This window comes from Ruegeria sp. D1(2025), from assembly GCF_056536425.1.
The window spans coordinates 216,016-239,001 of record NZ_JBQFPO010000005.1 but is presented as its reverse complement, the minus strand read 5'-3'; the positions used below and the strand labels follow the sequence as shown (position 1 = coordinate 239,001).

Here is a 22,986-nt window from a genome sequence, read left to right as displayed (position 1 = left end):
GTTCGCCCCGTTCAGATCAAGACGCGAAAACCGCCAGGAACAATCCCAGGAAAGCAATGGCCACACAGCACCAGACTGTGGCTTTGACGAACCCTTCGAAGGTTTTGGTTTGAACTGTGATGTCCATCTCGCCGTGCTTGTGTTCGGCCATGTCGGAAGACTCCTGAATTCGCGTGTTTGGGCTTTGGATAAAGGAAAACGAAAGCGCTGTCACCACGTCATTCGCGCGCAGGTGACTGTGATCCGAATACCGAACAGCCCGGATAGCCGAAGCCCCATCGCCATGGCAGGCCGGAACAGGGGCCGCCACCAAATCGCACCGCCATGTACATGGCATCCGCCGTGACCGAATGCGCTGTTCGGACCTGTTCGGGTGTCACCCCGTAACGATCCGCGTATTCTTCGGCATGCGCTTCGCCATGTTGTGCGACGCAGGCGTGCAGTGCATCGTCCGCCGACAGGCGGGCGTCATAGCTGTCTTCGGCCCGCGTTGCGCCGCCGGCGTTGTGATAGGCGCTGTCATGGGTAACGCAGCAATATTCCCACGGAGGGTCGTTTTCATAGCGTGCGGCGAAGCTTGGGATCATGTCAGCCACCAATCGCCAGCTGGCCGACAGCCCGCCCGAGCAGCCATCGGTTTCAAATGGCGCCGCTTCAGCCCCGGCCGATTGTGCCATCAGGGCCTGATGGCCGGGCATCTCGATGCCGCGCATCAGATCTTGCGCGGCGGCGGATGTGCCAAGGGCGATCAGGACAAGCGCCGGTTTAAGGGCTCGCATCGCGCATCGCCTCTGTGTCCACGGTCATCCCGAACTCGGTGGCCAACCACAGCAGCAAACGTTCCGCCGGACCCATCTCGGCTCGGACGCGCAGAACCTCGCGGGCCATGGCAGGCCGGTCGGTGATCAGACCATCGACGCCCATCGACGCCAAAGCCGACATCTGCAACGGATCGTTCACCGTCCACACATAAAAATCCTTACCGGCAGCATGGACAGACCGGATTAGCCCGGGTGTCGCCATCGCCGCGTTCACCGCCAGAAAATCGCCATCCAACCCCGACAGATTGCCAACTGCGGTCGCGGCCAGAACACCGGCGCGCCATTCCGGGCGCAGAGCCTTCATCTTCTGCACCGCCGGATATTTCAGGGACATTGTGGCGATATCGTCCTGCATCCCCATTTCTTCGACAATTGTGGCAACCCGGTTTTCCAGATCGACGTCATGGCCGTAATATTTCAGTTCGATGATCACCTTCGATCGGCCTTTTGCGGCTTCCAACACCTCACGCAGAGTCGGCGTGCGTTCCGAGGCGTATTCGGGTCCGAACCAACTGCCGATATCGATGTCTGCGACGTCGTCTATTGTGGCATCCCAGACCTTGAGGTTGACGCCCGCCAGTTTCATGAAATCCCTGTCATGGGCGACGATGACCTCACCATCGGCTGTTTCCTGCACGTCGATCTCAACCCAGTCCGCGCCATCCTCGATGGCCTTCAGAACGGCCGCCATGGTGTTTTCGGGACGCAAGGCCGCGGCCCCACGGTGGCCGATGACATCCGCGTGGTCGGGGGCCTGCACCTGATCAAGCAACCGCTGCCCGAACCAGCCACCGACCAGCACTGCAAGGACGGCAGCCCCCAAAACACCAAATAGCGGCAACCTCAAGTTGCCCGGTTCGGGGTGGGGGATGTCTGACGTTTTCGCCTCGAAAAACCCGTCCAGCAGCACCGCCAAAGCGCCCAGCGCGACGGCTGCCAGAACAAGACCGGCCAGCGACCAGAGCGCGGCAATCACCAGCGTGTAGGTCAGTGCCAGTTGCAGACGACCACCTGGTTGCAGGGGCACGAGATCGAACAGAAACCCGGCCACAGCCGCAATTCCGGCTGCGATCGCAATGCGAATACCCAGCCACTGCGCCAATTCGATCTTGAGGCGTCCGCGTTTGCCCTCCATCCGCCCGGTGCTGGCCTCAAACGCGTCTGCGGGATTGCAGCTTTCAAACAGAACCAGATGCAGCGACAGGGCCCAGGCCGACAGCCTGCGGATCAAAACCCAGGCCAATGCCAGAACGATTAACCCGATCAGCAAAACCGCCACCCAGAACGAGGGTGGCTGGAAGGTCAGGTAATAGTTGATGTCGTATTCCGTCAGTGTCCACCACGCGACAACGGCGGCAATGGCTGCAAAGGGCAGAACCAGCAGCAACACGCGCAGGACAAACCGGACTGCAAAGCCGAACAAAGCGGGCAGTCGGGACAGGATCAGCCGGATGGCGGAACTGCCGGCGCGCCAGGGATCGGCCTCGCCCATGCGCAGAGAACCCGCCATGACGGAGAAGACAAACACTTCGGCCAGCAGAAACAGGCTGAGCGCAAGGATCGCCGCGATAAAGCCCACCGGGGACAGGATGAACCCGGCAATGGCCTGATCGGTCAGGGCGCTTTGATTGGACAGCGACACCGCCAGTTGCACGGCTATCGCCACGCCCGGCGCAATCAGCGCCACCAGCAAAAGTCGCACCGCAACATAGATCGGTACGAACACCCGACGGCGCGCCCAAGCCCCCCGCCAGGCCTCTGTAACGGTTGAGAAATGTGTCACGCGGCGCTCTCCTGAATGATACGCTCATTCAAGGCTGCGATTGCGTGAATTGCAAGCGGGACTGTCAGCTTTCTTCCAGATCCGCAGCCAGCCGAAAACCGATGCGGTTGGCAGGTTTGTCCTCGACCGATTTGGGCAGCGCGCGCAGCATCACGTTCAACTGGCTGACATGCTGTACCAGTTGGGTGCGCGCACCGGTGGCGTCCGAGCCGAAAAAGGTGATCACGTCAGGGTCGAAATAACCCATCCCCTCGATCCGCATCACCCCGGCATCGCCGCCGGTGAAGCCCATGGCAACCTCCTGATCGCCGTCCAGCGTCTTTTCAAAATTCTGGATATACAGGATCAGGCGTTCATAGGCCCACTGCGCCGGGCTTTTGGTTTCGACCGGTTTTTTCAGGCGGCCGGGAAGATCCTTGTTGCCCGATTGCGCACTGGAGTTGGCGTGGACCTCGTAACAGCGTGGCAATGCGGCGGATTCTGCGGCCTCGGCCGAGGTTTCGATCTGATCCTGCATGGCTTACCCTTTGCGCTGAAACTCCCACGCCCCGTCCGCGCGGCGCGACCGGGTTACAGCATCAATGTGGTAGAGATGGTTCAGATGTGCAACCGCCTCGACCAGCGCGAGACCGTATTCACCTTCGCCAATCGGACGCTTGAACAGGGGGGCAAAGCACTCGGCGGCAGATTTGGGCCGGTCCAGATGATCCAGCAGCCGCCGGAGCGCGCCGTGATGATTGTCGACCAGTTGCCGCATGCGAACCGGCAATCCGGTGAAGGGCAGCTTGTGCCCGGCCAGCACCAGATGATCGGGACGCGCCAGCGCCGACAGCCGCTCGCAGGCTTCAAGCCACTCGGCCACCGGATCCGCCATGGGTTCGGTGACATAGACACCCAGATTGGGGCTGATCGAGCTGATGATCTGATCGCCGGACAGGACAAGATTGTCATCGCGGCTCCAGAACGTGGCGTGTTCGGGCGCGTGGCCATTGCCCATGTGAACGTCCCAGTCACGCCCGCCCATGCGGATCACGTCGCCCTGTTTGATCCGGCTATAGCCCAACGGCATCGGATAGACGGTGTCGGCAAAGTTGAAGGGCCGGTCCGACATACGCTTTGCCAGAATTTCATGCGCCATGCCCGCGCTGCGGTAGTAGTCCAGCGTTTCCTGCGGCCAGGTTTCCTGCACGTCCAGCGTCAGCATCCGCGAAAACAGCCATGCGGTGCGGCTGGCCACCAGTTCAGCGCCGTGTTCGGTCTGGAACCACCCTGCATTGCCAACATGGTCGGGGTGATGATGCGTAACGACAACACGGGTCACCGGCTTGCCCGCCAGTGGCCCGTCCATCAGCGTTTGCCAGATGCCACGCGACTTTCTGGACGAAATGCCGGTGTCGATCACCGTCCAGCCGTCGCCATCATCCAGCGCATAGACATTGACGTGATCCAGCGCCATGGGCAGCGGCAGGCGCAACCAAAGGACGCCTTCGGCAATCTCGATCGCCTCACCGGGGGCCGGAGGGTCCGGCCAGGGGTAGTGTGTCGTCAATCGTTGCTCACCATCCTTCATGCCAGCAGCTCGTCCGGGTTGAGCGCAAAGATATCGTCCGCCCCGTTTTGCGCCTGTGCCAGCAGGCCCGCATATTCGGGCAACAAAGCGTTGATGTAGAACCGTGCCAGCTTGAACCGCGGCCCATCGGGTTCCGCCAGCGCCGCCGCCAGATGGTAATGCGCGCCCAGAACCCGCGCAAAAGCTTGCAAATATGGGACGGCCCCGGCAAAGCGGTTGTTCATTTCCGACTGGGAAACCAGCCATTCGGTGACCTCACGCAGGCTTTCGGTGGCTTCCCAGACCGGACCGGCCAGTTCCGGCATGGTGGCCCGCGCCTGTTCTGCGTGATCTTCGATTTCATCCAGCAGCCGTGCCGCAGCCTCACCGCCGTCCATCATTTTGCGGGCGACCAGATCCATCGCCTGAATGCCATTGGTGCCTTCGTAAATCGCGGTCACGCGAACGTCGCGGTAATACTGGGCCGCTCCGGTTTCCTCGATAAAGCCCATGCCGCCGTGAACCTGCACGCCGGTTTCAGCGACACGCATGCCGGTCTGCGTGCCAAAAGCCTTGCCAATCGGCGTCAGCAGCGCCGCGCGGGCCGACCAGTCCGCATCGCCGGTCGCGTTGGCCATGTCGATGGCCACTGCATTGGCCAGCAGGATGGCCCGTGCCGCGAACACATCCGCGCGCATTTCCATCAGCATGCGGCGCACATCAGCATGGTCGATAATCGTACCCGAGGGCGTCTTGCCCTGCTTGCGCTCAAGCGCGTAGGCCAGCGCATGCTGATAGGCGCCTTCCGCAACGCCGACGCCCTGCCCGCCAACACCCAGACGGGCATTGTTCATCATCGTAAACATCGCGGCCATGCCGCCATGTTCCTTGCCAACCAGCCAACCTCTGGCCCCGTCATATTGCATGACGCAGGTCGGTGAGCCGTGCAGGCCCATCTTGTGCTCAAGCGACACAACCTTCAGATCGTTCGCCACGCCCGGATTGCCGTTCTCATCCGGGATGAACTTGGGCACCAGAAACAGGGAAATTCCCTTCGTCCCGGGAACGCCGTCCGGCAGGCGCGCCAGCACCAGGTGGCAGACGTTTTCCGCGAAATCGTTGTCGCCCCACGAGATGAAGATCTTCTGACCCGTCACCGCGTAGGTGCCATCCCCGCTCGGTTCCGCCTTTGAGGCCAGGGCACCCACGTCCGACCCGGCCTGCGCCTCGGTCAGGTTCATCGTGCCGGACCATTCGCCCGACATCAGTTTGGGCAGGTAAAGCTCTTTCAGCTCGGCGCTGGCATGATGCTCCAGCGCCTCGATCTGGCCCTGGCTCATCAGCGGGGCCAGTTGCAGCGAAAGGCAGGCCGCGCTCATCATCTCGTTCACGGCGCTGGTCAAGGTCATCGGCAGGCCCATGCCGCCATATTCAGGATCGCCACTTATCCCGATCCAGCCCCCTTCGGATATCGCCTTCCAGCCATCGGCATACCCTGGAGACGAGCGCAGAACCCCGTTTTCCAGCCGCGCCGGCTCCAGATCACCGGGACGTTGCAGCGGGGCCATCACCTCTTCGCACATCCTGCCTGCTTCGGTCAGAATGGCGCTGACCACATCCGTACTGGCCTCTGAAAACATCTCGGTGGCTGCGATCTGGTCGAAGCCGATCACATTGCGGAACAGGAATTCATAATCTGGGACTGGGGCGCGATACGTCATGGCTTCCCTCGGGGCTGTCAGTTCGGTTTGTGCAGGCGGGCTTGGAATCATCCGCGCACGGCACTATGCATCTGGGCTCGAAGGCATTACCTACTCTTCCCCATGTTACAAGCAATCAAAACGCGGCGTCACCAGTCATGATCCCCCACGGCACACTCGACCTGAGCGCAGACCCGGCCGGCATCTCACGCGCTGCGGACCTGCTGCGGCAGGGTCTTCTGGTCGCGTTTGCGACCGAGACGGTCTATGGCCTGGGCGGTGATGCCCGTCATGGCGAAGCGGTCGCCGGGATTTATGAAGCAAAGGGGCGGCCCAGCTTCAATCCGCTGATCGCGCATGTCGCATCCGTTCAGGCAGCGCAGCGGTTCGTCCGCTGGTCCGATCAGGCCGAGCGACTGGCCGCCGCGTTCTGGCCCGGGCCTTTGACGCTGGTCCTGCCGCTGCGCGACGGACATGGCATTTCATCGCTGGTCACAGCCGGGCTGGACACGCTGGCCGTCCGGGTGCCTGCGCATCCCAGCGCGCGGGCATTGCTGGCCGAATTCGATGGTCCGGTGGCCGCGCCATCCGCCAACCCGTCAGGACAGATCAGCCCGACCACCGCCGAGCATGTGCGCGCCGGTCTGGGTGGGCGTATCGCAGCCATTCTGGATGACGGCCCCTGCGGTGTCGGGCTGGAATCGTCCATCGTCGGCCTGGCCGGAGAACCGGCGCTGCTGCGTCCGGGGGGCGTGGCGCTGGAACAGATCGAGGAGGTTCTGAACACACGACTGCATCATCACCAGCCCGGGGACCTTTTGACGGCGCCGGGACAATTACAGTCTCATTATGCGCCGGACGCGCCGGTTCGGCTAAATGCGCTATCCCGACAGGGGGATGAAGTCCTGCTGGGCTTTGGGCCGGTCGACTGCGATTTGAACTTGTCGGCTGATGGTGTTCTGACCGAAGCCGCGGCCAACCTGTTTTCTGCCCTTCATGCACTGAACACAACGGGTCGCCCGATTGCGGTCGCCCCGATCCCCGACCATGGCCTTGGGGCAGCGATCAACGACCGGCTGCGCCGCGCGGCGGCCCCGCGCGACAGCTGATCAGGCGCGTCCTGCGCTGGCCGACAAGGTCAGGGGATCAACGCCAAGGGTTGCCAGCGCGGCCTCCCACTTTTCGTCATCAGCGACGTCGAACACCAGTTTCGAGGTTGCATCGGTCGTCAGCCAGCCATTCATGGCAATCTCGTCCTCAAGCTGGCCCGGGCCCCATCCGGAGTATCCCAGCGTTAGCATCGAGTTCAAAGGCCCCCGCCCCGAAGCCAGATCTTCCAGCACGTCCAGCGTGGCCGTCATGCTGAAATCGGTCGAAATCTGCATCGAGTGGAGGTTGGCTTCGTAATCGGCGCTGTGCAGGACGAAGCCGCGCGACATCTCGACCGGACCGCCGAAATGGACCAGACGCTCACCTATGACGGGAATGTTGCAGGCAATATTGAGCTGCCCCAGCAATGTCTTGATGCGCAGGTCCGACGGTTTGTTGACAATCAGCCCCATGGCGCCGTCTTCACCATGGCTGCAGATATAGACAACCGAGTGGTCAAAGCGCGGATCGCCCATTCCCGGCATAGCAATCAACAGTTTTCCGGTAAGATCCATAAGCCGCCGTTTCTGACTGAGTCCTGTCTCAACAATGAACCCGTGGGACCACAATTGGCAAGGGATCGTCCGACATTTAGCGGTATTTCACCCCAGTGACCGGAACGTGACTTGGATTCGCGCGCCAGAGCGCGCATTTATGTAGTATGCGATCACTTCTCAGACCCGCCGCAGTTGCGCTGACCGCCTGTTTTGCCCTTGCCTCGCCTGCCCTGTCGCAGAGCGTGGGCAAACCTGTGCAACTGGATATTCTGGATGGCGGGCGCACTGCCAACGGTACCTATCTGGGTGCGTTGCGCCTGACCCTGAAAGACGGCTGGAAAACCTACTGGCGCGCGCCGGGCGATGCGGGCATCCCGCCACAGTTCGACTGGAAAGGGTCGCGCAACGTTGGCGACATTTCGATCACCTGGCCTGCGCCGGATGTTTTTGACCAGAACGGATTGCGCTCGATCGGGTATCAGGATCAGCTGGTTCTTCCGGTCGAGATCACGCCAAAGAACCCTGCCAAACCAGTGCGTCTGCGCGGTGAGATGGATCTGGGCGTGTGCAAGGATGTCTGCATCCCCGAGCGGCTGGGTTTCGATCATACTCTGGACAAGAACGCAGGACGCAACCCGGCCATTGCCGCCGCATTGGCACAACGCCCCTATTCCGCCAACGAGGCCCGTGTGGCCAGCGCCAAGTGCCACCTGTCGCCCACAAAAGATGGCATGCAAATCGAGGCGCGCATCACCATGCCATCAGCCGGAGGGACCGAGGTCGCCGTGATCGAGCCGGGCAATCCGGCCTTGTGGGCCGCGCATCCCGAAACCCGGCGGCAGGGCGACACGCTGATCGCCCGGACCGAGGTGGTCAATGCATCGGGCAGTCCCTTTGCACTGGACCGGTCAGCCGTCAGGATCACAGTGCTGGGCAGCAGCCACGCGGTTGACATTCAGGGATGCAGCGCGGGCTGATCCGGTGATGCAATACCCAAAAATCGGCGCTCTGGCCGTTGTTGTCCATCAGGATCAGGTGTTGCTGGTTCAGCGCTCCAAGCAACCGGATGCCGGGCTTTGGGGATTTCCCGGCGGTCATGTCGAATGGGGCGAGACCGTGATGCAGGCCGCGCAGCGCGAGCTGCACGAAGAAACATCGGTGATGGCTGAACCTCTGCAGTATCTTGACAATCTGGATCTGCTGCGTCGTGATCCTAACGGGCAGGTTCTGTCGCATTACCTGCTGGTCGGCGTAGCCTGCCGATATCAGGCCGGCGATCCGGTTGCCGGCGATGACGCGATGGACGCGCGCTGGTTTCCCATCGATCAGATCACGCGCGGCGAATTGAATATGAGCGCACGTGTCGCCGACCTGCTGGAGACCGCATTGGACGGGGTCAAGCCCCGATCCGGCCTCTGAGCCGCGCGTAAATCAGACCGGAAAGCGCAACGCTCAGCACCAGGATCAGCGCTGCGCCGGCAGCGAACACACCCAGTCCCATACGCAGAACCGCAGAACCATCTTCGCCGGGGTAAAAGTCGGCCAGAGCGGTCAGCGGCGTGCCCGCGACAGCGGGCCACACCATCGTCACCGCAAACCAGGCCAGCAATGCCAAACCGGTTATGACAATCATCCCTTGCACCACCCTATCCGGCGCGCGCAGGGCGCGACGCATTGAGGTCATCGGACGTGTCACGTCATTCAGGATGGCCAGCAGCGCAGGTACAAGCAACAGAACCAGAAGCATTCCGAACCCAAGACCGTAGACCAGCGTGATCACTGTGGGCTTGAGGAACTGCGCCTGCTGCGAGCCTTCGTACAGCAGCGGAGTGAGACCAAGAACCGTAGTCAAAGTGGTTAGCATCACCGGCCGCAACCTGTCGGCTGTGCCTTCGACAATGGACGGAATCAACCCCCTGTCCTGCTGATAGGCGTCGATGGTCGTCACCAGCACGATGGAGTCGTTGATGATTATTCCTGTCATCCCCAGCAGGCCCACGACCGTGAACATGCTAAGCGGTACAGCCCAGATGTAGTGGCCCCAGATGGCACCCACGAGGCCAAATGGAATGATCGCCATGACTAACAACGGCCGCGTCCAGCTCGCAAAGACCCAGGCCAGAACCAGATAAATGCCCGTCAGGCACAGGATCAGGCCGGTGCGCGCCTGCGACAGGAAATCATCTGCCTGCTCACTCAGCCCCGACATGCGCCATTCGACCTGCCGCTCGGAGGCGATTTTGGGTAGGATTTCCTGACTGAGAGCACGTTCAATTTCAGCGGCGCGATCGGGGTCATCTTCGGAGATGTCGCCATTTACCGAGACCACCCGCAAGCCATTCTCGCGCCGGATCGTGGAAAAGCCTGACTTTCGCTGGACCGAAACGATATCGGCCAGCGGTACGTATATCCCTTCGGGCGACCGCATCAGTGTGCGTTCCAGAAAATCGGCCGTCAGTTCGCTTTCGGGCAGTTCAACCCGTATTTCGGCGCTGCGCGGACCATCCGGGAAGGTTGCGGCCTCGATGCCGTTCAGGCGGCTGCGCAGAACCCGGCCCAGCGTTTCGATCCGGAATCCCAGGGCCTGACCCTGTGCTGTGAGTTCCAGGATGAAGTCTTCCTTGTCATAGGCCAGATCGTCCTGCAGCGCGGAAACCTCGGGGTATTTCGACAGTTCGGTCTGCAAATCCTCGGACGCCGATTTGAGCGTGTCGATCTCAGCCCCATAAAACTGAACATCGATCGCATCGCCGCCTGGGCCGGACCGCCAGCCGCGAAACGTGACAAGCTCGACCTTGGGATGGCGCGGAACATATTCCTGCAATTCTCCGACAAACTCGAAACTGGAATAGGGGCGCTGATCGGCATCGATCAGTTCGATGGAAATACCCCCCAGCAGCGACCCGTCCTTGCCGTCTGCCGCCGCAAGCCCATAGCCCGGCGTGTCGCCGATCTGGGCCAGCGCATATTCGATGGGATTGCGCCCATGGCGCTCCGCATAGATCTGACCCATCTCTTCGGCGGCCTGCTGCAACATGCGCATCATTTCCAGCGTGTCATCCCGCGTCGCCCCTTCGCGCATGATGAAGCTGCCTGTGACCGAACCACGCTCGGGCGCGTTGAAAAAGCGCCAGTTCACATCTCCACGGATAAACAGAGCGACCTGACTGGCCAGAATCACCACCATCACCGCGACAACCACATAGCGGGCCCAGACCACCCAGGCGATCAGTGGTCGGAACAGGTGGTCGCGCACCCAGCGAAAACCCTTGTTCACCACCCGGTTGGGCAGGTCATACCAGTGTTCCTTGGCCGAGTGTTTTATGGCATGGGCCATATGGTTCGGCAGGATCAGGAAACACTCGATCAGTGAGGCGATCAGGACGGCAATCACGGTAAACGGGACATCGCGGATCAACACCCCGAAGCGCCCGCCAACCAGGGTCAGGCCAAAAAAGGCGATAACCGTCGTGACTGTTGCAGCAAAAACCGGCATCGCCATGCGCCGGGCGGCCCGTTCTGCTGCAACCATCGGTGCCTCGCCCAATCGACGTGCACGGAAATCGGCATGTTCACCGACCACGATGGCGTCATCGACCACAATACCCAGTGTGATGATCAGGCCGAACAGTGAAACCATGTTGATGGAGAGCCCGCCGATATACATGAACGCGATCGCGGCGGACATGGCGACGGGAATACCGGCTGCAACCCAGAACGCAATACGCGCATTGAGAAAGAGAAACAGCAGGCAGACCACAAGACCCAGGCCGAGCAGACCATTGTCGACAAGAATGTTCAGCCTGTCGGTGATGGCCTGCGCCCGGGTCCGGATCAGTTCGATCGTGACACCATCGGGCAGACTGGCTTGCATCTCGGCGACGACATCCTCGACCCGATGCTGGATGTCGATCGCATCCCCAAGATTCGAGCGATCGACGCGGATCGACATGGCCGGGTCGTCATCGACGAAATAGCTGCGATGACGGGTGACGCCTTCGACGAAAATCCGCGCCACATCGCCGACCACCAGCTTCGCGCCGTCCTCGAACGTGCGCAGCGCAATGCCTTCGATTTCTTCGGGCGTACGTTTTTCTGTGCCGGCTTTGATGCGTGCATTTGCCCCAGTTACCAGCCCCGCAGGGCTGGCATTGACCTCGGCCGCAATGGCCGAGGCGATTTCGGACAGGGTGATGTCATTGGCAATCAGCTGCGCGGTCGGCACCTCGACCACCACACGCGGCGCGGCAATGCCGCGGATCGATGTTCGGGTCACACCGGCTGCGAACAGGCGGCTGATCAGTTCATCGGTGAAGTTCGCAAGCTGTTCGGTCCCGACCGGTCCGGTCAGTACAACGTCCGTGACGCGGTCCCGCCAGGCGCCGCGCCGGATAATGGGCTCGTCAGCGTCGTCCGGCAGATCGGTCACAGCGTCAACGGCGGTGCGCACCTCCTCGACGGCCCTGGCCATGTCCCAGTCCGGTTCGAACTCCATCCGGATGCGCGAATGTCCGGGATGCGAACTGGATTCGGTGCTGGTCACGCCCTCGACAGCCAGCAGGGCCGGTTCCAGAACCCTGACGATGGCACTGTCCATATCCTCGGGGCCGGCCTGATCCCAATTGACGGTGACGTCCACCCGTTCCAGCACCACATCGGGAAAGAACTGCGCCCGCATGTTCGGAATCGCGGCGGCGCCCAGAACCAACATCACCAGCAGCAAAAGATTGGCCACGGTCCGGTGCCGGATGAAGTAGCTCAGGATACCGCCTGCTGCACCGGGGATTTCGCGCATCATGACGCTTATCCCCCTGTCGGGCTTTCAAGACGGCGCACCAGCGATGCAGGCACTTTCGCCTCGCTCAACTGGCCCAGCACGCGGGCCTTGGCGTCCTGCGACATACCTGCGCTGGCTTCGACCTGTGCTACAAATTGCGCGCGTTGTTCATCCGACAACTCGACCATATCCGTGTCCGGCTGCGCTCGGGCTTCGGCCCGCAAGGGACGAACACGTACGCCCGCGCCCAGCAACGGGGTGCGTCCGATCACCACCTCGCGCCCTTCCAGCCCCTCCCCGCGCAGCAGAACCTCATCGCCCTGTCGGCGGATCAATTGCACAGGCAGCGCCTCAAGCCGGTCGCCATCACCCAGCACCAGTACGGTGCCAAACGCATCAAGAGCCGTCGACGGCAGGCGAACAACATTCTCGACGGGTTGTTCCTCGACCGAGACCGTCACGAAGTCACCGGGTTTGAAGCCAAACGCATCATTCAGGCGGGCATAGATCAACCGGCCCGTCTGCCCTTCCCCCGCCGATCCGCTGTCGCGGCTGATCCGACCAAGGGCGACCAGGTCAGTGCCGGTCACTTCCAGCGACACGGAAACGGGGGCTTTGATCAGCTCGCCCCGCGCGTCCAGCAGGCGCACATACTGTGCGGTCGACACCCGAAACGCCACTTCCAGCGCGTCCGGATCGACCAGTTCGGCCAGTTTTTCATTGGCCGTCACCAATCGGCCCTCGACCAGTGTGACATCGGTCAGCGTGCCGCCAAACCGGGCGCGGATCGTCATGTCGTCCAGATCCCGCTCGGCCGCTTCCAAGGCGATCCGCGCGCGGGCCAGCAACGTGGTGGCCTGATCGACGCGGGATTCGGCCTGCGCCAGTGCGATCCGCCGGGCCAGAACCGATTGCTGAGCCGACGCTGCGGCCAGTTCAGCCTCTTCCACGCTGGCGGCGGCACCGACACCACGGCTTTGCAGATCCTTCTGGCGCTGCAGGGCGCGTCCGCGCAACTCGGCCTGAGCTTCGGCCGAGTTCAACTCATCCTGCGCCAGCAGCAGCGACCGCTCGGCATCGCGCTCTTCGAACTGGGCATCCAGCAGATCGGATTTGGCACGGTCCAGCGCCGATTGCGCATCGGCGGGGTCCAGTTCAACCAGTACCTCGCCAGCGGACACAACGCCGCCATCTTCAAATTCCTCGGCCAGGGACACAACCCGCCCACCCAGAGCTGCGCGCAACTCAAGCCTGCGGCGGCTTTGCACTTCGCCAAACGCATCCAGATAGGGGATTACCGTTTCCACCAGCGCGGGTTTGACGCTGACCGCAAACACCCTCTCCTGCGCTGGCGGGCGGTTTTCGTCCCTGGTCAGCACATCCTGCAGCGCATTTGCGATCATCTGTGCAGCCACAAACAACAGGGCCAGCGTCAGGGACGCCAGAAAGACACCAACAAGGCTTTGCCTCAGAAATCGCACAATCATTCACCCAAGTTGCAACAGGCTGCCATACGCGAAATGTAGCTGGACCGGAAAATAAGCCAAGCCACAAGGCGGTTATAAGGACTTGAACGTATGACCAGTCTACTTCCGTCGCAGATGTTCGTCCAATCGCGGCATTATTTCCACAAAATTGCAGGGGCGATGCCGGTAATCGAACTGTTTTTCCAAAATCCCGTCCCAGGCGTCCTTGCACGCGCCGGGACTGCCGGGGAGGGCAAACAGATAGGTCCCGCCCGCCACGCCGCCTGTTGCGCGCGACTGAACAGCCGAAGTGCCGATCTTTTCCATCGAGATGATGGTGAAGACGGTTCCAAACGCCTCGATTTCCTTTTCATAGACGTCTCGATGCGCCTCGACCGTGACATCGCGCCCCGTCAGGCCGGTCCCCCCGGTCGACAGGACAACGTCAATATTGGGCTCGGCGATCCAGGCGCGCAGCTGATCTGCGATCTGGCTGCGCTCATCCGGTAGGATCTTGCGGTCTGCCACGGTGTGGCCGGCCCGTTCAATCCGGTCGACCAGGGTCTGGCCGGAACGGTCTTCCTCGATCGAGCGCGTATCTGACACGGTCAGAACGGCGATACGAACCGGGATGAACTCCATGGTTTCATCAATGCGTGACATTTGGCGTCAGGCCCTTTCCATGATGGCAAGCCGGATCGCCAGAGCGGTGCAGATGCCGCCACTGACCCAGCTCAGAATTCTGGACGCGCGGGGGCTGTTGATCAGCATTTGACCCGCGCCTCCGGCAAACACGCCCACCAGCCCGTTGATAACGAACCCGCCGATGGAAATGATCGCCCCGAAGATCAGGAATTGCAGCAGAACGGACCCCGAGGCGGGGTTTACGAATTGCGGAATAAAGGCGAGGACAAACAGAATGACTTTCGGGTTGGTCAGGTTGACCAGAAACCCGTCGCGAAAGGCATAGCGTGTCGGTTTTGCCGGACCTTCGGCCGAGATCGCGCCGTGCCGTATCGCACCCCATGCCAGATACAGCAGATAGGCGACACCCAGCCAGCGGATCGCGTCGAACACCCACGGAACAGCGGCAACAACCGCGCCCAATCCCAGTCCGGCCAGCGAAACATGGATCATCGAGCCCATCGAAATTCCGGCGCTGGCGGCAATCGCGGGTTTTGTGCCGGATCGCAGCCCCTGCCCGAAACAGAACATCATATCCGCACCCGGCGTGAGGTTCAGTGCGATGGCCGCAGGCACAAAGGCCAGCAGCGTCACGTTCTCGATCATGCGCGGACCTCGAACCAGTTGACTTGCGGACCGAGATTGGCGACCTGCGACCGGCCGATCGAACCGCGATACCCCCAGCTGTCATGGATATGGCCACCAAGCACCAACGCGGGCTGAATCCGTTCAATTGCATTCCTGATGGCCGTAGACCCGACTGAAAGCCCCTGAGATGTCTTATCGCCGTATCCTTTCGGCGGTGAATGCGCGATCAGGATGTCAGTCCCGACGCATCGTGCCAGCATTTCGGTCGCATCGCCTTCGGTCATGTCACAGGACCAGTCGCCAAAAGGCGTAACCGGAACGCCGTAGCCCAGACCGAACAGCCGCAGCCCGTCGACGGTCATACCAGACCCGTGCAGCACATGCACCCCGTCAGGGACGGCATCTGCCAGCTCTTCCGCGCTTTCGGCATTGCCCGGCACCAGAACCATCGGTGCAGCGATACCGGACAGCATGGCCATCGCTTCGTCCAGACCCTGACGCATGTTGCAGTAATCCCCGGCCCCGATCACCAGATCGGCCTCTGCACTGGCCGCAACCAGATCGGCGGCGCGGTTGCGCGCCATATGCAGGTCCGAGAACGCCAGTATTTTCATCGCTTCGCCTCCAGCCACGCCCTGAGTTCCAGCAGATCGGCCCAGGCCTGCCGCTTCATCTGCGGCTGCCGCAGCAGATAGGCAGGGTGAAACATTGGTATGACCGGCAGATCCAGCGCCTGTTCCCAATTCCCGCGCAGCCGTGTGATGCCGCGTTTTCCCAGCACGGCCTGACAGCTGATATTGCCCATCACCACAAGAACCTCAGGGTTTGCCAATGCGATATGACGCTGCAGAAACGGGTTCATCATGCCGATTTCCTCGGGCTTCGGATCACGGTTCTGCGGCGGGCGCCATGGCAGGACGTTCGTGATATAGACATTCTCGGCCCGGTTCAGATCAATGGCAGCCAGCATCCGGTCCAGCAATTGCCCGGCGCGACCCACGAACGGCTTGCCTTCGCGATCCTCATCCCGGCCCGGGGCCTCGCCTATGATCATCACCCGCGCGCCGGGGGTGCCATCCGCAAACACCAGCTGCCGTGCGCCCCGCTTCAGGTCGCACAGATCGAACGCATCCATCGTTGCGCGCAATTCCGGCAGCGACCCTGCCCCGCGCGCGGCCTTTTCGGCAGCCGCAATTGGGTCCGCCTGTCGCGGCTTTTCTTGCGACGAATGTTCAACAACCTGTGTCCGGGCCTTCGGCGCGGTATCCGGCAAGGCATAGCGGTCAACCGGCGCGTCACCGATAGCGTCGGTGACGCCCAGTTCAACCTGCCATTCCAGCAGGGCGCGCGCGGTATGATGGTCCATTGCCGATTCCATGCCTCATAATCTAACCAGCTTTGGCCCGAGGGAAAGCGAATAGACCTTGCCATGGCACCCGGTCGCACCGACGATGGCCATGCACATGCTGATTGCTCTGAGATATCTCCTGCTCCTGCTGCTGTTCAACGTCTTTGGCAGCGGACCGGCCATGGCGACCTTTCACGACAAGCACGGGCAGTGCCGCGCAGGGCAGTTCCAATGCGGCAGCACCTGCTGCAGCGGAGGACAGCGGTGCAGCTTTGACGGCCACTGCATCCGCGCAGGCGGAACCTATTGCGGCGGGGGCCGGTCCTGCGGGCCATTTGAACGCTGCGTGGCAGGCGGCACCCGCTGTGCGCCTGCAGGGGCAAACAAATGCACGTCGCGCCTGGATTGTCCAAGCAACAGTTTCTGCAACGGGCGCGGAGAATGCGAACGGATCACGCCTGAGTTCAACCCCGGGCTGCCAAGCGCCTGCGACGACGGAAATGTCTGCTCTGCGGGATCGTCCTGTCTGCCGGCTGGCGGTTGCTCCCGTCCGGGCTGGTTTTTGTGCGAAAAAACCGGATCGCAGTGCCGTCCCGGTTTCAAATGCTCCAGAAATCAAGGCTGTGTGCCGGTCCGGGCCATCGATTGCGGTTATGGCAAATGGTGCAAACCCGGCGAGCAGTGCCTGCCGAAAGGCGGGTGCGAGAAACTGCCCGAGAGCACTGATCCTTAGGTTGCCTTGCGCTGCGTGGCTTCTTATAAGCGGCCCGATTGTCAGACAGGAGCCCGCCCATGCGTTTCGCCCATCGTCACCTTCTTGGCATCGAGCATCTGTCGCAATCCGATATCACCGCCATTCTGGATCTGGCCGAGAAATACGTCGACATGAATCGCCAGTCGTCGAAACACTCGGATGTGCTGGCGGGGCTGACCCAGATTAACATGTTCTTCGAGAACTCGACCCGCACGCAGGCAAGCTTCGAGATTGCGGGCAAGCGGCTGGGCGCGGATGTGATGAACATGGCGATGCAGGCCAGTTCGATCAAAAAGGGCGAGACGCTGATTGATACAGCTATGACACTGAACGCGATGCATCCCGATCTGCTGGTGGTGCGGCACCCGCATTCCGGCGCGGTCGATCTGCTGGCGCAGAAGGTGAACTGCGCCGTGCTGAACGCGGGCGACGGGCGGCACGAGCACCCGACGCAGGCGCTGCTGGACGCGCTGACCATTCGGCGCGCCAAGGGCCGGCTACACCGTCTGAACATCGCCATTTGCGGAGACGTGGCCCATTCCCGTGTGGCCCGCTCGAACCTGATCCTGCTGGGCAAGATGGAGAACCGCATCCGCCTGATCGGCCCGCCGACGCTGGTGCCTGCGCAATTCGCCGAGTTCGGAGCCGAAATCTACGACGACATGAACGAGGGTCTGAAGGACGTGGATGTCGTCATGATGCTGCGCCTTCAGAAAGAGCGGATGGATGGCGGCTTCATCCCCTCGGAACGTGAATATTACCACCGCTACGGTCTGGATGCCGCAAAGCTGGCACTGGCCAAGCCCGACGCGATCGTCATGCACCCCGGCCCGATGAACCGTGGCGTCGAGATCGACGGCACACTGGCCGATGACATCAACCGGTCCGTCATTCAGGAACAGGTCGAGATGGGCGTCGCAGTGCGGATGGCCGCAATGGAACTGCTGGCCCGCAACCTGCGCGAAGCCGCATGAGCGATCTGACTGTCGCCCCCCACGAACGCGGCGTGATCCGCCTGTTCACGCTGGACATGCGTTCCGAAGAGGCGAAGTTCCTGCGCGAACCGGGCGCTGCCGATCAGGTTCTGGGGGTTGACGGGCTGAACCCGGACCAGATCGACGTTTTTCCGGTCTCGGACCTCGAAGACCTCGGGCTTTACGGCTATCTGAACGAGGGCTGCGGCGTCTCTGCCGACCAACTGGACCGCGCCGCGTTGGACGCCATCGAAGGCTGGGTGATGGTCGTGCGCAGTGCCGCCTTCGGCGACCGAGCGGCAACGGTGACGCCGGACCCGAGGCTGCACCTGACCAGTCTTTATACCGAAGAGGTCACCAACTGGACCGGTGGCCCGATTGAAACCGAAAGCGCCAAACCGTTCTCGGCGCCGCAGACCGCCCCTGTTGATGACAAACCGCGCCGTATGGGGTCGGCCATTCTGGCGCTGGTGATCTTTCTGGTTATCGGAGGTGTCCTGTGGCTGATCCTGTAAGTTTCGCACCGGACAAAGGCGCCTATATCCGCACCAACGCCTGGCTCGCTGCCGGGGCCATGGCGTGTGCGATGCTGGTTCTATGGCTGATCGGCAACCCCTACGTCTGGACAGGCGCACCCGCGGGGCTTGCCGCCATCGGCATCCGCGCCTGGTATCTGGCCTCCGAAGAACTGGTTGCCACATGGCAGATGACGGATACCATCCTGACCGGCCCCGGCCCCCGCAATGTGCCACTGAACCAGATCGATGCGGTCAACATCCTAGGCAGCTTCGTCCAGATCGTCACCAACAGCGGTGACAAACATCTGATCAAATACCAGGCAGACCCTGCCGCCACCAAAGCCGCAATCGAAAGGGCCATTTCATGAGCACCGTTCTCTTCTCAAACGCCCGCCTGATCGACCCCGAGGCCGGAACGGATGCAACCGGGTGGCTGCAGGTCGCCGAGGGCCGGATTGTGGCGCGCGGAGAGGGGCAGGCACCGGTTTACGACTCCCAAATCATCGACTGCGGCGGCCACTGTCTGGCACCGGGTATCGTCGATATTGGCGTCAAGGTCTGCGAACCGGGTGAACGGCACAAGGAAAGCTATAAATCCGCAGGTCTCGCCGCTGCTGCGGGAGGTGTGACCACCATGGTCACCCGGCCCGACACCAACCCCGCCATCGACACGCCGGAAACGTTGGAATTCGTCACCCGTCGGGCTCAGGCCGATACACCGGTTAACGTGCTGCCGATGGCCGCCCTGACCAAGGGCCGCGAAGGCCGCGAAATGACCGAGATCGGTTTCCTGCAAGACGCAGGAGCCGTTGCGTTCACCGATTGCGATCACGTTATCGCCAATACCAAAGTGTTCTCTCGCGCTTTGACCTATGCGAAATCCTGCGGTGCGCTGGTCATCGCGCATCCGCAGGAACCGGGCCTGAGCGCCGGGGCCGCCGCGACCAGTGGCAAGTTCGCTGCCCTGCGCGGCCTGCCCGCCGTGTCGCCGATGGCCGAGCGGATGGGGCTGGACCGCGACATCGCCCTGCTGGAAATGACCGGTGCAAAATACCACGCCGACCAGATCACCACCGCCCGCGCCCTGCCCGCGCTGGAACGCGCCAAGCGCAATGGGCTGGACATCACCGCCGGGACCTCGATCCATCATCTGACGCTGAACGAACTGGACGTAGCCGACTACCGTACCTTCTTCAAGGTCAAACCCCCGCTGCGGTCCGAAGACGACCGGCTGGCGGTGATCGAGGCGCTGCGCACCGGGTTGATCGACACGATCAGCTCGATGCACACGCCGCAGGACGAAGAAAGCAAGCGTCTGCCGTTTGAAGAAGCCGCCTCGGGCGCGGTGGCGCTGGAAACACTGCTGCCCGCCGCGCTGCGCCTTTATCATGCCGAGCAGCTGGACCTGCCGACGCTGTTTCGCGCCATGGCCCTGAACCCGGCGAAACGGTTGGGCCTGGAGTGCGGTCGCCTGTCCGAAGGCGCACCGGCCGATCTGGTGCTGTTCGATCCCGATGTCCCCTTTGTGCTGGACCGGTTCGCCCTGAAATCCAAGTCGCAGAACACACCGTTTGACGGCCAGCGGATGCAGGGTAAGGTCACAGCGACTTTTGTCGCTGGCAAAGAAGTTTACCGGAGAACCTGATGCCCCTGATCGACAGTACCATGACCCAACTGATCCTGTGGGCCGTGATCGGTTACCTTATGGGGTCGGTTCCCTTCGGCATGATCATCGCCAGGGTCATGGGACTGGGCAACTTGCGCAGTATCGGGTCCGGCAATATCGGCGCCACCAATGTTCTGCGCACCGGCAACAAGGCCGCCGCCGCGCTGACCCTGATTTTCGATGCGGCCAAAGGGGCGGTGGCTGTTCTGCTGGCACGTTCACTGGCCGGAGAAGACGCAGCCCAGATTGCCGCCCTGACCGCTTTTCTGGGACATTGCTTTCCGGTCTGGCTGGGCTTCAAAGGCGGCAAGGGTGTTGCGACCTTTCTGGGCCTGTGGCTGGCCCTGGACTGGCGGGTCGGAGTTGCCTGCTGTCTGAGCTGGCTTGTGGCGGCAGCGATCTGGAGGATCTCCTCGGTTGGCGCGCTTGCAGCGGCGGCCCTGCTGACGGTTTGGATCGTTGTTCTGACGGATGGCGCGACGTTCATTCTGGGGATAATCCTGACCCTGTTGGTCTACTGGCGGCACAGTGCCAACGTCGCGCGTATCAAGGCCGGGACCGAGCCGAAAATCGGCAAATCGTGACCCCGCCAGACGAATTTCTGAACGCGTTCTTTGCCCTGCCCATGGGCACTTTCACCGGTACAAGCCGCAACGGGCGTTATGTCGTGTGCCGCCAGACCGTGGCGAAAGGCAAGTCGCACAAGCTGGTGGCGCATCAGCTGGACGGCACAGATTTCATCAGCCTGAACCTGTATCAGACCAAGAACAGCGGTGCGCTGCTCCGGCCCTGCGAGATGTCTGCAGCCAAGGTGATCGCGTTCACGATGGCGCTGGTGCCCGATCCGCAACCGGTTGGCTGAACCCTTCGTTCCTGCACATCACCTATTCATAACCGCACAATCACAATTGATTGCTTTGAACGTGAACAGACCGCTTCCCAACTGGGGTGTTGTGACGGCCAATTACCGACCGCACAGGACAAAATCACGAGGGAAACCAAGGTGCAATTCCAACGCCACCTGGTGACCCGGTTCACGAAAGGTGAAGCAATGAACAAGATCAAATCCCTTATCGGCGGCGTCGCGCTGTCTGTTGCAATTGCAAGCTCGGCCATGGCGGCGGGTGTTGAACTGAACGCAAGTTCGACCGGCCTCGCCCTGCAGGGCTACGACCCGGTGGCCTATTTCACCGCAGGTGAAGCGACCAAAGGCGACTACCGCATCACCGCACTGCACAACGAAGCGCTGTACCGCTTCTCCTCGGAAGAAAACAAAGCCGCATTCGAAGAGAACCCAGAGGCTTACCTGCCGGCATATGGCGGCTACTGCGCCTTCGGCACGGCCATGGGCTTCAAGTTCGACGGTGATCCGAACTACTGGAAAATCGTTGACAACAAGCTGTACCTGAACCTGTCGGCGGACATCCAGGAACGCTGGGAAGGTGACATCCCGGGCTTCAACGAAAAAGCGGACGCGAACTGGGAAACCATCGCTCATAAAACCCCTGCTGAACTGCAGCAGCAGTAATTTTCTGATCCTTTCAGAACGAATGGCGGCGGAGATTTCCGCCGCCATTTGCGTTCAGGGTTCAAGAACCGTGCTGCCGGTCGTCTGGCGCGCCTCCAGCGCCCGATGCGCATCGGCGACCTGTGACAGGGCAAAGCGCTGATCGATGTGCAGCCTGACTTCCCGGCCTTCGACCTTGCCGAACAGACGCCGGGCCATGGCCTGGCATACCGAATGATCCGCGATGTGGGTGAACAAGGTCGGGCGGGTGATCTTCAGAGAGCCTTTACGGCCGAGTATGCCGATATCCACCGGTGGCACCGGTCCGGACGCATTACCGAAAGAGATCATCATGCCCAATGGTTTCAAGCAATCCAGAGAACCTTCGAACGTATCCGCGCCGATTGAATCCATGACCGCGTCCACGCCTTTGCCGTGGGTGATCTCGGCCACGCGTTCGGCAAAATTTTCGGTCCGGTAATTGATGCATTCGGCGGCCCCGTTGAACCTGGCCAACTGGCATTTTTCATCCGTGCCCGCCGTGCCGATCAGGGTGATGCCCTCGGACTTGGCCCACTGGCAGGCGATCAGTCCCACCCCGCCGGCGGCGGCGTGAAACAACACCGTGTCGCCGCGTTTCAGGGGCGTCGTCCGGTGAAACAGATATTCGACCGTCATCCCTTTGAGCATCATAGCAGCGGCGGCATCAAACGGAATGCTGTCGGGCAGCGGGCAGACCTGCGCCGCCGGCATCACGCGCGCCTCGCAATAGGCCCCTGGGGGAGCCGCTGCGTAAGCGGCACGCTGACCGGGTTGAAGGTGGCTCACACCCTCGCCGACGGCCTCAACGACCCCTGCGGCCTCCATGCCAAGGGCGTGCGGAAGTTCCAGCGGATAAAGGCCGGTCCGCTGATAGACATCGATGAAATTCAGCCCACAGGCGTGATGCCGGATGCGAATCTCTCCCGGACCGGGATCGCCCACGGGCCTGTCTTCGATTCGCAGAACCTCGGGGCCGCCGGTTTCATGAATGACCACGGTACGTGCTGTTTGCTGCATGCTCACCTCCTTGCGCCTGTAACCAAGCTAACATGACTGAGGCACAGGGCAATTGACCTGTCTCAGAATTATGGCGGCGCAAAAGAAGATACTGTGCTATAGTGATTTCACACGTTGTCGGCTGATCCGGCCACGACCCCCTGCGC

Annotated in this window: 24 protein-coding genes; 10 read left to right on the top strand and 14 right to left on the bottom strand. The window is 61.7% G+C overall.

Annotated elements, in window-relative coordinates:
• Positions 1-16: 16 nt before the first annotated feature.
• The 6 genes from ACR1XU_RS14295 to ACR1XU_RS14270 all read right to left on the bottom strand — a co-directional run bounded on the left by ACR1XU_RS14295 (position 17) and on the right by ACR1XU_RS14270 (position 5,874).
• Positions 17-151 carry an aa3-type cytochrome c oxidase subunit IV gene (locus tag ACR1XU_RS14295; RefSeq protein WP_170614361.1) on the bottom strand — a complete coding sequence of 45 codons (135 nt, stop codon included), beginning with the start codon at positions 149-151 and terminating at the stop codon, positions 17-19.
• A gap of 67 nt (positions 152-218) precedes the next feature.
• Positions 219-779: a hypothetical protein gene (locus tag ACR1XU_RS14290; RefSeq protein WP_480904675.1), complete on the bottom strand. Its 561-nt coding sequence runs from the start codon at positions 777-779 to the stop codon at positions 219-221.
• Positions 766-2,604: a glycerophosphodiester phosphodiesterase gene (locus tag ACR1XU_RS14285; protein WP_480904672.1), complete on the bottom strand. Its 1,839-nt coding sequence runs from the start codon at positions 2,602-2,604 to the stop codon at positions 766-768. Before ACR1XU_RS14285 ends, ACR1XU_RS14290 begins: the two co-directional genes overlap by 14 nt.
• Before the next feature lie 64 nt (positions 2,605-2,668).
• Positions 2,669-3,121, bottom strand: a complete 453-nt coding sequence (locus ACR1XU_RS14280; protein WP_170614358.1) for a DUF6173 family protein — start codon at positions 3,119-3,121, stop codon at positions 2,669-2,671.
• 3 nt (positions 3,122-3,124) lie between these two features.
• The gene (locus ACR1XU_RS14275; protein ID WP_480904669.1) at positions 3,125-4,174 is read right to left on the bottom strand and encodes an MBL fold metallo-hydrolase; all 1,050 of its coding nucleotides are present in this window, start codon (positions 4,172-4,174) and stop codon (positions 3,125-3,127) included.
• Positions 4,171-5,874 carry an acyl-CoA dehydrogenase family protein gene (locus tag ACR1XU_RS14270; protein ID WP_480813074.1) on the bottom strand — a complete coding sequence of 568 codons (1,704 nt, stop codon included), beginning with the start codon at positions 5,872-5,874 and terminating at the stop codon, positions 4,171-4,173. The genes ACR1XU_RS14275 and ACR1XU_RS14270 overlap by 4 nt, the downstream gene beginning before the upstream one ends.
• Before the next feature lie 137 nt (positions 5,875-6,011).
• Here ACR1XU_RS14270 and ACR1XU_RS14265 point away from each other — a divergent pair, with 137 nt between their 5' ends.
• Positions 6,012-6,962 (top strand): L-threonylcarbamoyladenylate synthase, encoded by a 951-nt coding sequence (locus tag ACR1XU_RS14265; protein ID WP_480904666.1) that lies wholly within the window; start codon positions 6,012-6,014, stop codon positions 6,960-6,962.
• Here the strand turns inward: ACR1XU_RS14265 and ACR1XU_RS14260 are convergent, their stop codons facing one another.
• Positions 6,963-7,517 (bottom strand): YqgE/AlgH family protein, encoded by a 555-nt coding sequence (locus ACR1XU_RS14260; RefSeq protein WP_170679624.1) that lies wholly within the window; start codon positions 7,515-7,517, stop codon positions 6,963-6,965.
• 146 nt (positions 7,518-7,663) lie between these two features.
• On the opposite strand from ACR1XU_RS14260, the gene ACR1XU_RS14255 reads away from it, so the two are divergent.
• Entirely contained in the window at positions 7,664-8,476 is an 813-nt protein-coding gene (locus tag ACR1XU_RS14255) for a protein-disulfide reductase DsbD domain-containing protein (RefSeq protein ID WP_480904662.1), read from the top strand.
• On the top strand, positions 8,448-8,918 hold the full coding sequence (locus ACR1XU_RS14250) for an NUDIX hydrolase (protein ID WP_480915621.1): 471 nt from the start codon (positions 8,448-8,450) through the stop codon (positions 8,916-8,918). The genes ACR1XU_RS14255 and ACR1XU_RS14250 overlap by 29 nt, the downstream gene beginning before the upstream one ends.
• On the opposite strand, the gene ACR1XU_RS14245 is transcribed toward ACR1XU_RS14250, so the two are convergent.
• From ACR1XU_RS14245 to ACR1XU_RS14220, 6 genes are all read right to left on the bottom strand, one after another.
• Entirely contained in the window at positions 8,896-12,297 is a 3,402-nt protein-coding gene (locus ACR1XU_RS14245) for an efflux RND transporter permease subunit (protein WP_480904658.1), read from the bottom strand. The two genes, ACR1XU_RS14250 and ACR1XU_RS14245, sit on opposite strands and share 23 nt — an antisense overlap.
• Positions 12,298-12,302: 5 nt before the next feature.
• Positions 12,303-13,757, bottom strand: a complete 1,455-nt coding sequence (locus ACR1XU_RS14240) for an efflux RND transporter periplasmic adaptor subunit (RefSeq protein WP_480904656.1) — start codon at positions 13,755-13,757, stop codon at positions 12,303-12,305.
• Between the two features lie 105 nt (positions 13,758-13,862).
• Positions 13,863-14,405, bottom strand: coding sequence for a molybdenum cofactor biosynthesis protein B (moaB, locus tag ACR1XU_RS14235; protein ID WP_480904653.1), 543 nt, complete (start codon positions 14,403-14,405; stop codon positions 13,863-13,865).
• A 6-nt stretch (positions 14,406-14,411) separates the two neighbouring features.
• Entirely contained in the window at positions 14,412-15,032 is a 621-nt protein-coding gene (locus tag ACR1XU_RS14230) for a LysE family translocator (protein ID WP_480904650.1), read from the bottom strand.
• The gene (locus tag ACR1XU_RS14225; RefSeq protein WP_170679613.1) at positions 15,029-15,628 is read right to left on the bottom strand and encodes a metallophosphoesterase family protein; all 600 of its coding nucleotides are present in this window, start codon (positions 15,626-15,628) and stop codon (positions 15,029-15,031) included. Before ACR1XU_RS14225 ends, ACR1XU_RS14230 begins: the two co-directional genes overlap by 4 nt.
• Positions 15,625-16,392 carry a uracil-DNA glycosylase gene (locus ACR1XU_RS14220; RefSeq protein WP_170614347.1) on the bottom strand — a complete coding sequence of 256 codons (768 nt, stop codon included), beginning with the start codon at positions 16,390-16,392 and terminating at the stop codon, positions 15,625-15,627. Before ACR1XU_RS14220 ends, ACR1XU_RS14225 begins: the two co-directional genes overlap by 4 nt.
• A gap of 762 nt (positions 16,393-17,154) precedes the next feature.
• Here ACR1XU_RS14220 and ACR1XU_RS14215 point away from each other — a divergent pair.
• The 7 genes from ACR1XU_RS14215 (at position 17,155) to ACR1XU_RS14185 (ending at position 21,802) form a co-directional block, all read left to right on the top strand.
• Complete coding sequence (locus tag ACR1XU_RS14215) at positions 17,155-18,090, top strand: aspartate carbamoyltransferase catalytic subunit (RefSeq protein WP_170679609.1); 936 nt, start codon at positions 17,155-17,157, stop codon at positions 18,088-18,090.
• On the top strand, positions 18,087-18,605 hold the full coding sequence (locus ACR1XU_RS14210) for a hypothetical protein (protein WP_480904644.1): 519 nt from the start codon (positions 18,087-18,089) through the stop codon (positions 18,603-18,605). The genes ACR1XU_RS14215 and ACR1XU_RS14210 overlap by 4 nt, the downstream gene beginning before the upstream one ends.
• Positions 18,590-18,976: a hypothetical protein gene (locus tag ACR1XU_RS14205; RefSeq protein ID WP_480904641.1), complete on the top strand. Its 387-nt coding sequence runs from the start codon at positions 18,590-18,592 to the stop codon at positions 18,974-18,976. The genes ACR1XU_RS14210 and ACR1XU_RS14205 overlap by 16 nt, the downstream gene beginning before the upstream one ends.
• A complete protein-coding gene (pyrC, locus tag ACR1XU_RS14200) occupies positions 18,973-20,253 on the top strand; it encodes a dihydroorotase (RefSeq protein ID WP_480904639.1) in 1,281 nt (426 codons plus the stop codon). Before ACR1XU_RS14205 ends, pyrC begins: the two co-directional genes overlap by 4 nt.
• Positions 20,253-20,858 carry a glycerol-3-phosphate 1-O-acyltransferase PlsY gene (plsY, locus tag ACR1XU_RS14195; protein ID WP_170614342.1) on the top strand — a complete coding sequence of 202 codons (606 nt, stop codon included), beginning with the start codon at positions 20,253-20,255 and terminating at the stop codon, positions 20,856-20,858. The genes pyrC and plsY overlap by 1 nt, the downstream gene beginning before the upstream one ends.
• Positions 20,855-21,136 carry a hypothetical protein gene (locus ACR1XU_RS14190; protein ID WP_321249379.1) on the top strand — a complete coding sequence of 94 codons (282 nt, stop codon included), beginning with the start codon at positions 20,855-20,857 and terminating at the stop codon, positions 21,134-21,136. The genes plsY and ACR1XU_RS14190 overlap by 4 nt, the downstream gene beginning before the upstream one ends.
• 189 nt (positions 21,137-21,325) lie before the next feature.
• Positions 21,326-21,802: a YHS domain-containing (seleno)protein gene (locus ACR1XU_RS14185; protein WP_170679775.1), complete on the top strand. Its 477-nt coding sequence runs from the start codon at positions 21,326-21,328 to the stop codon at positions 21,800-21,802.
• 54 nt (positions 21,803-21,856) lie between these two features.
• Here the strand turns inward: ACR1XU_RS14185 and ACR1XU_RS14180 are convergent, their stop codons facing one another.
• On the bottom strand, positions 21,857-22,840 hold the full coding sequence (locus tag ACR1XU_RS14180) for a quinone oxidoreductase family protein (protein WP_170614341.1): 984 nt from the start codon (positions 22,838-22,840) through the stop codon (positions 21,857-21,859).
• Between the last annotated feature and the right edge of the window lie 146 nt (positions 22,841-22,986).

Bases quoted from the DNA above. Each gene is read 5' to 3' on its own strand.
- ACR1XU_RS14295 (WP_170614361.1), bottom strand. From the start codon at position 151: ATGGCCGAACACAAGCACGGCGAGATGGACATCACAGTTCAAACCAAA.
- ACR1XU_RS14290 (WP_480904675.1), bottom strand. From the start codon at position 779: ATGCGAGCCCTTAAACCGGCGCTTGTCCTGATCGCCCTTGGCACATCC.
- ACR1XU_RS14280 (WP_170614358.1), bottom strand. From the start codon at position 3,121: ATGCAGGATCAGATCGAAACCTCGGCCGAGGCCGCAGAATCCGCCGCA.
- ACR1XU_RS14275 (WP_480904669.1), bottom strand. From the start codon at position 4,174: ATGAAGGATGGTGAGCAACGATTGACGACACACTACCCCTGGCCGGAC.
- ACR1XU_RS14270 (WP_480813074.1), bottom strand. From the start codon at position 5,874: ATGACGTATCGCGCCCCAGTCCCAGATTATGAATTCCTGTTCCGCAAT.
- ACR1XU_RS14265 (WP_480904666.1), top strand. From the start codon at position 6,012: ATGATCCCCCACGGCACACTCGACCTGAGCGCAGACCCGGCCGGCATC.
- ACR1XU_RS14260 (WP_170679624.1), bottom strand. From the start codon at position 7,517: ATGGATCTTACCGGAAAACTGTTGATTGCTATGCCGGGAATGGGCGAT.
- ACR1XU_RS14255 (WP_480904662.1), top strand. From the start codon at position 7,664: ATGCGATCACTTCTCAGACCCGCCGCAGTTGCGCTGACCGCCTGTTTT.
- ACR1XU_RS14245 (WP_480904658.1), bottom strand. From the start codon at position 12,297: ATGATGCGCGAAATCCCCGGTGCAGCAGGCGGTATCCTGAGCTACTTC.
- moaB (WP_480904653.1), bottom strand. From the start codon at position 14,405: ATGTCACGCATTGATGAAACCATGGAGTTCATCCCGGTTCGTATCGCC.
- ACR1XU_RS14230 (WP_480904650.1), bottom strand. From the start codon at position 15,032: ATGATCGAGAACGTGACGCTGCTGGCCTTTGTGCCTGCGGCCATCGCA.
- ACR1XU_RS14225 (WP_170679613.1), bottom strand. From the start codon at position 15,628: ATGAAAATACTGGCGTTCTCGGACCTGCATATGGCGCGCAACCGCGCC.
- ACR1XU_RS14220 (WP_170614347.1), bottom strand. From the start codon at position 16,392: ATGGAATCGGCAATGGACCATCATACCGCGCGCGCCCTGCTGGAATGG.
- ACR1XU_RS14215 (WP_170679609.1), top strand. From the start codon at position 17,155: ATGCGTTTCGCCCATCGTCACCTTCTTGGCATCGAGCATCTGTCGCAA.
- ACR1XU_RS14210 (WP_480904644.1), top strand. From the start codon at position 18,087: ATGAGCGATCTGACTGTCGCCCCCCACGAACGCGGCGTGATCCGCCTG.
- pyrC (WP_480904639.1), top strand. From the start codon at position 18,973: ATGAGCACCGTTCTCTTCTCAAACGCCCGCCTGATCGACCCCGAGGCC.
- plsY (WP_170614342.1), top strand. From the start codon at position 20,253: ATGCCCCTGATCGACAGTACCATGACCCAACTGATCCTGTGGGCCGTG.
- ACR1XU_RS14185 (WP_170679775.1), top strand. From the start codon at position 21,326: ATGAACAAGATCAAATCCCTTATCGGCGGCGTCGCGCTGTCTGTTGCA.
- ACR1XU_RS14180 (WP_170614341.1), bottom strand. From the start codon at position 22,840: ATGCAGCAAACAGCACGTACCGTGGTCATTCATGAAACCGGCGGCCCC.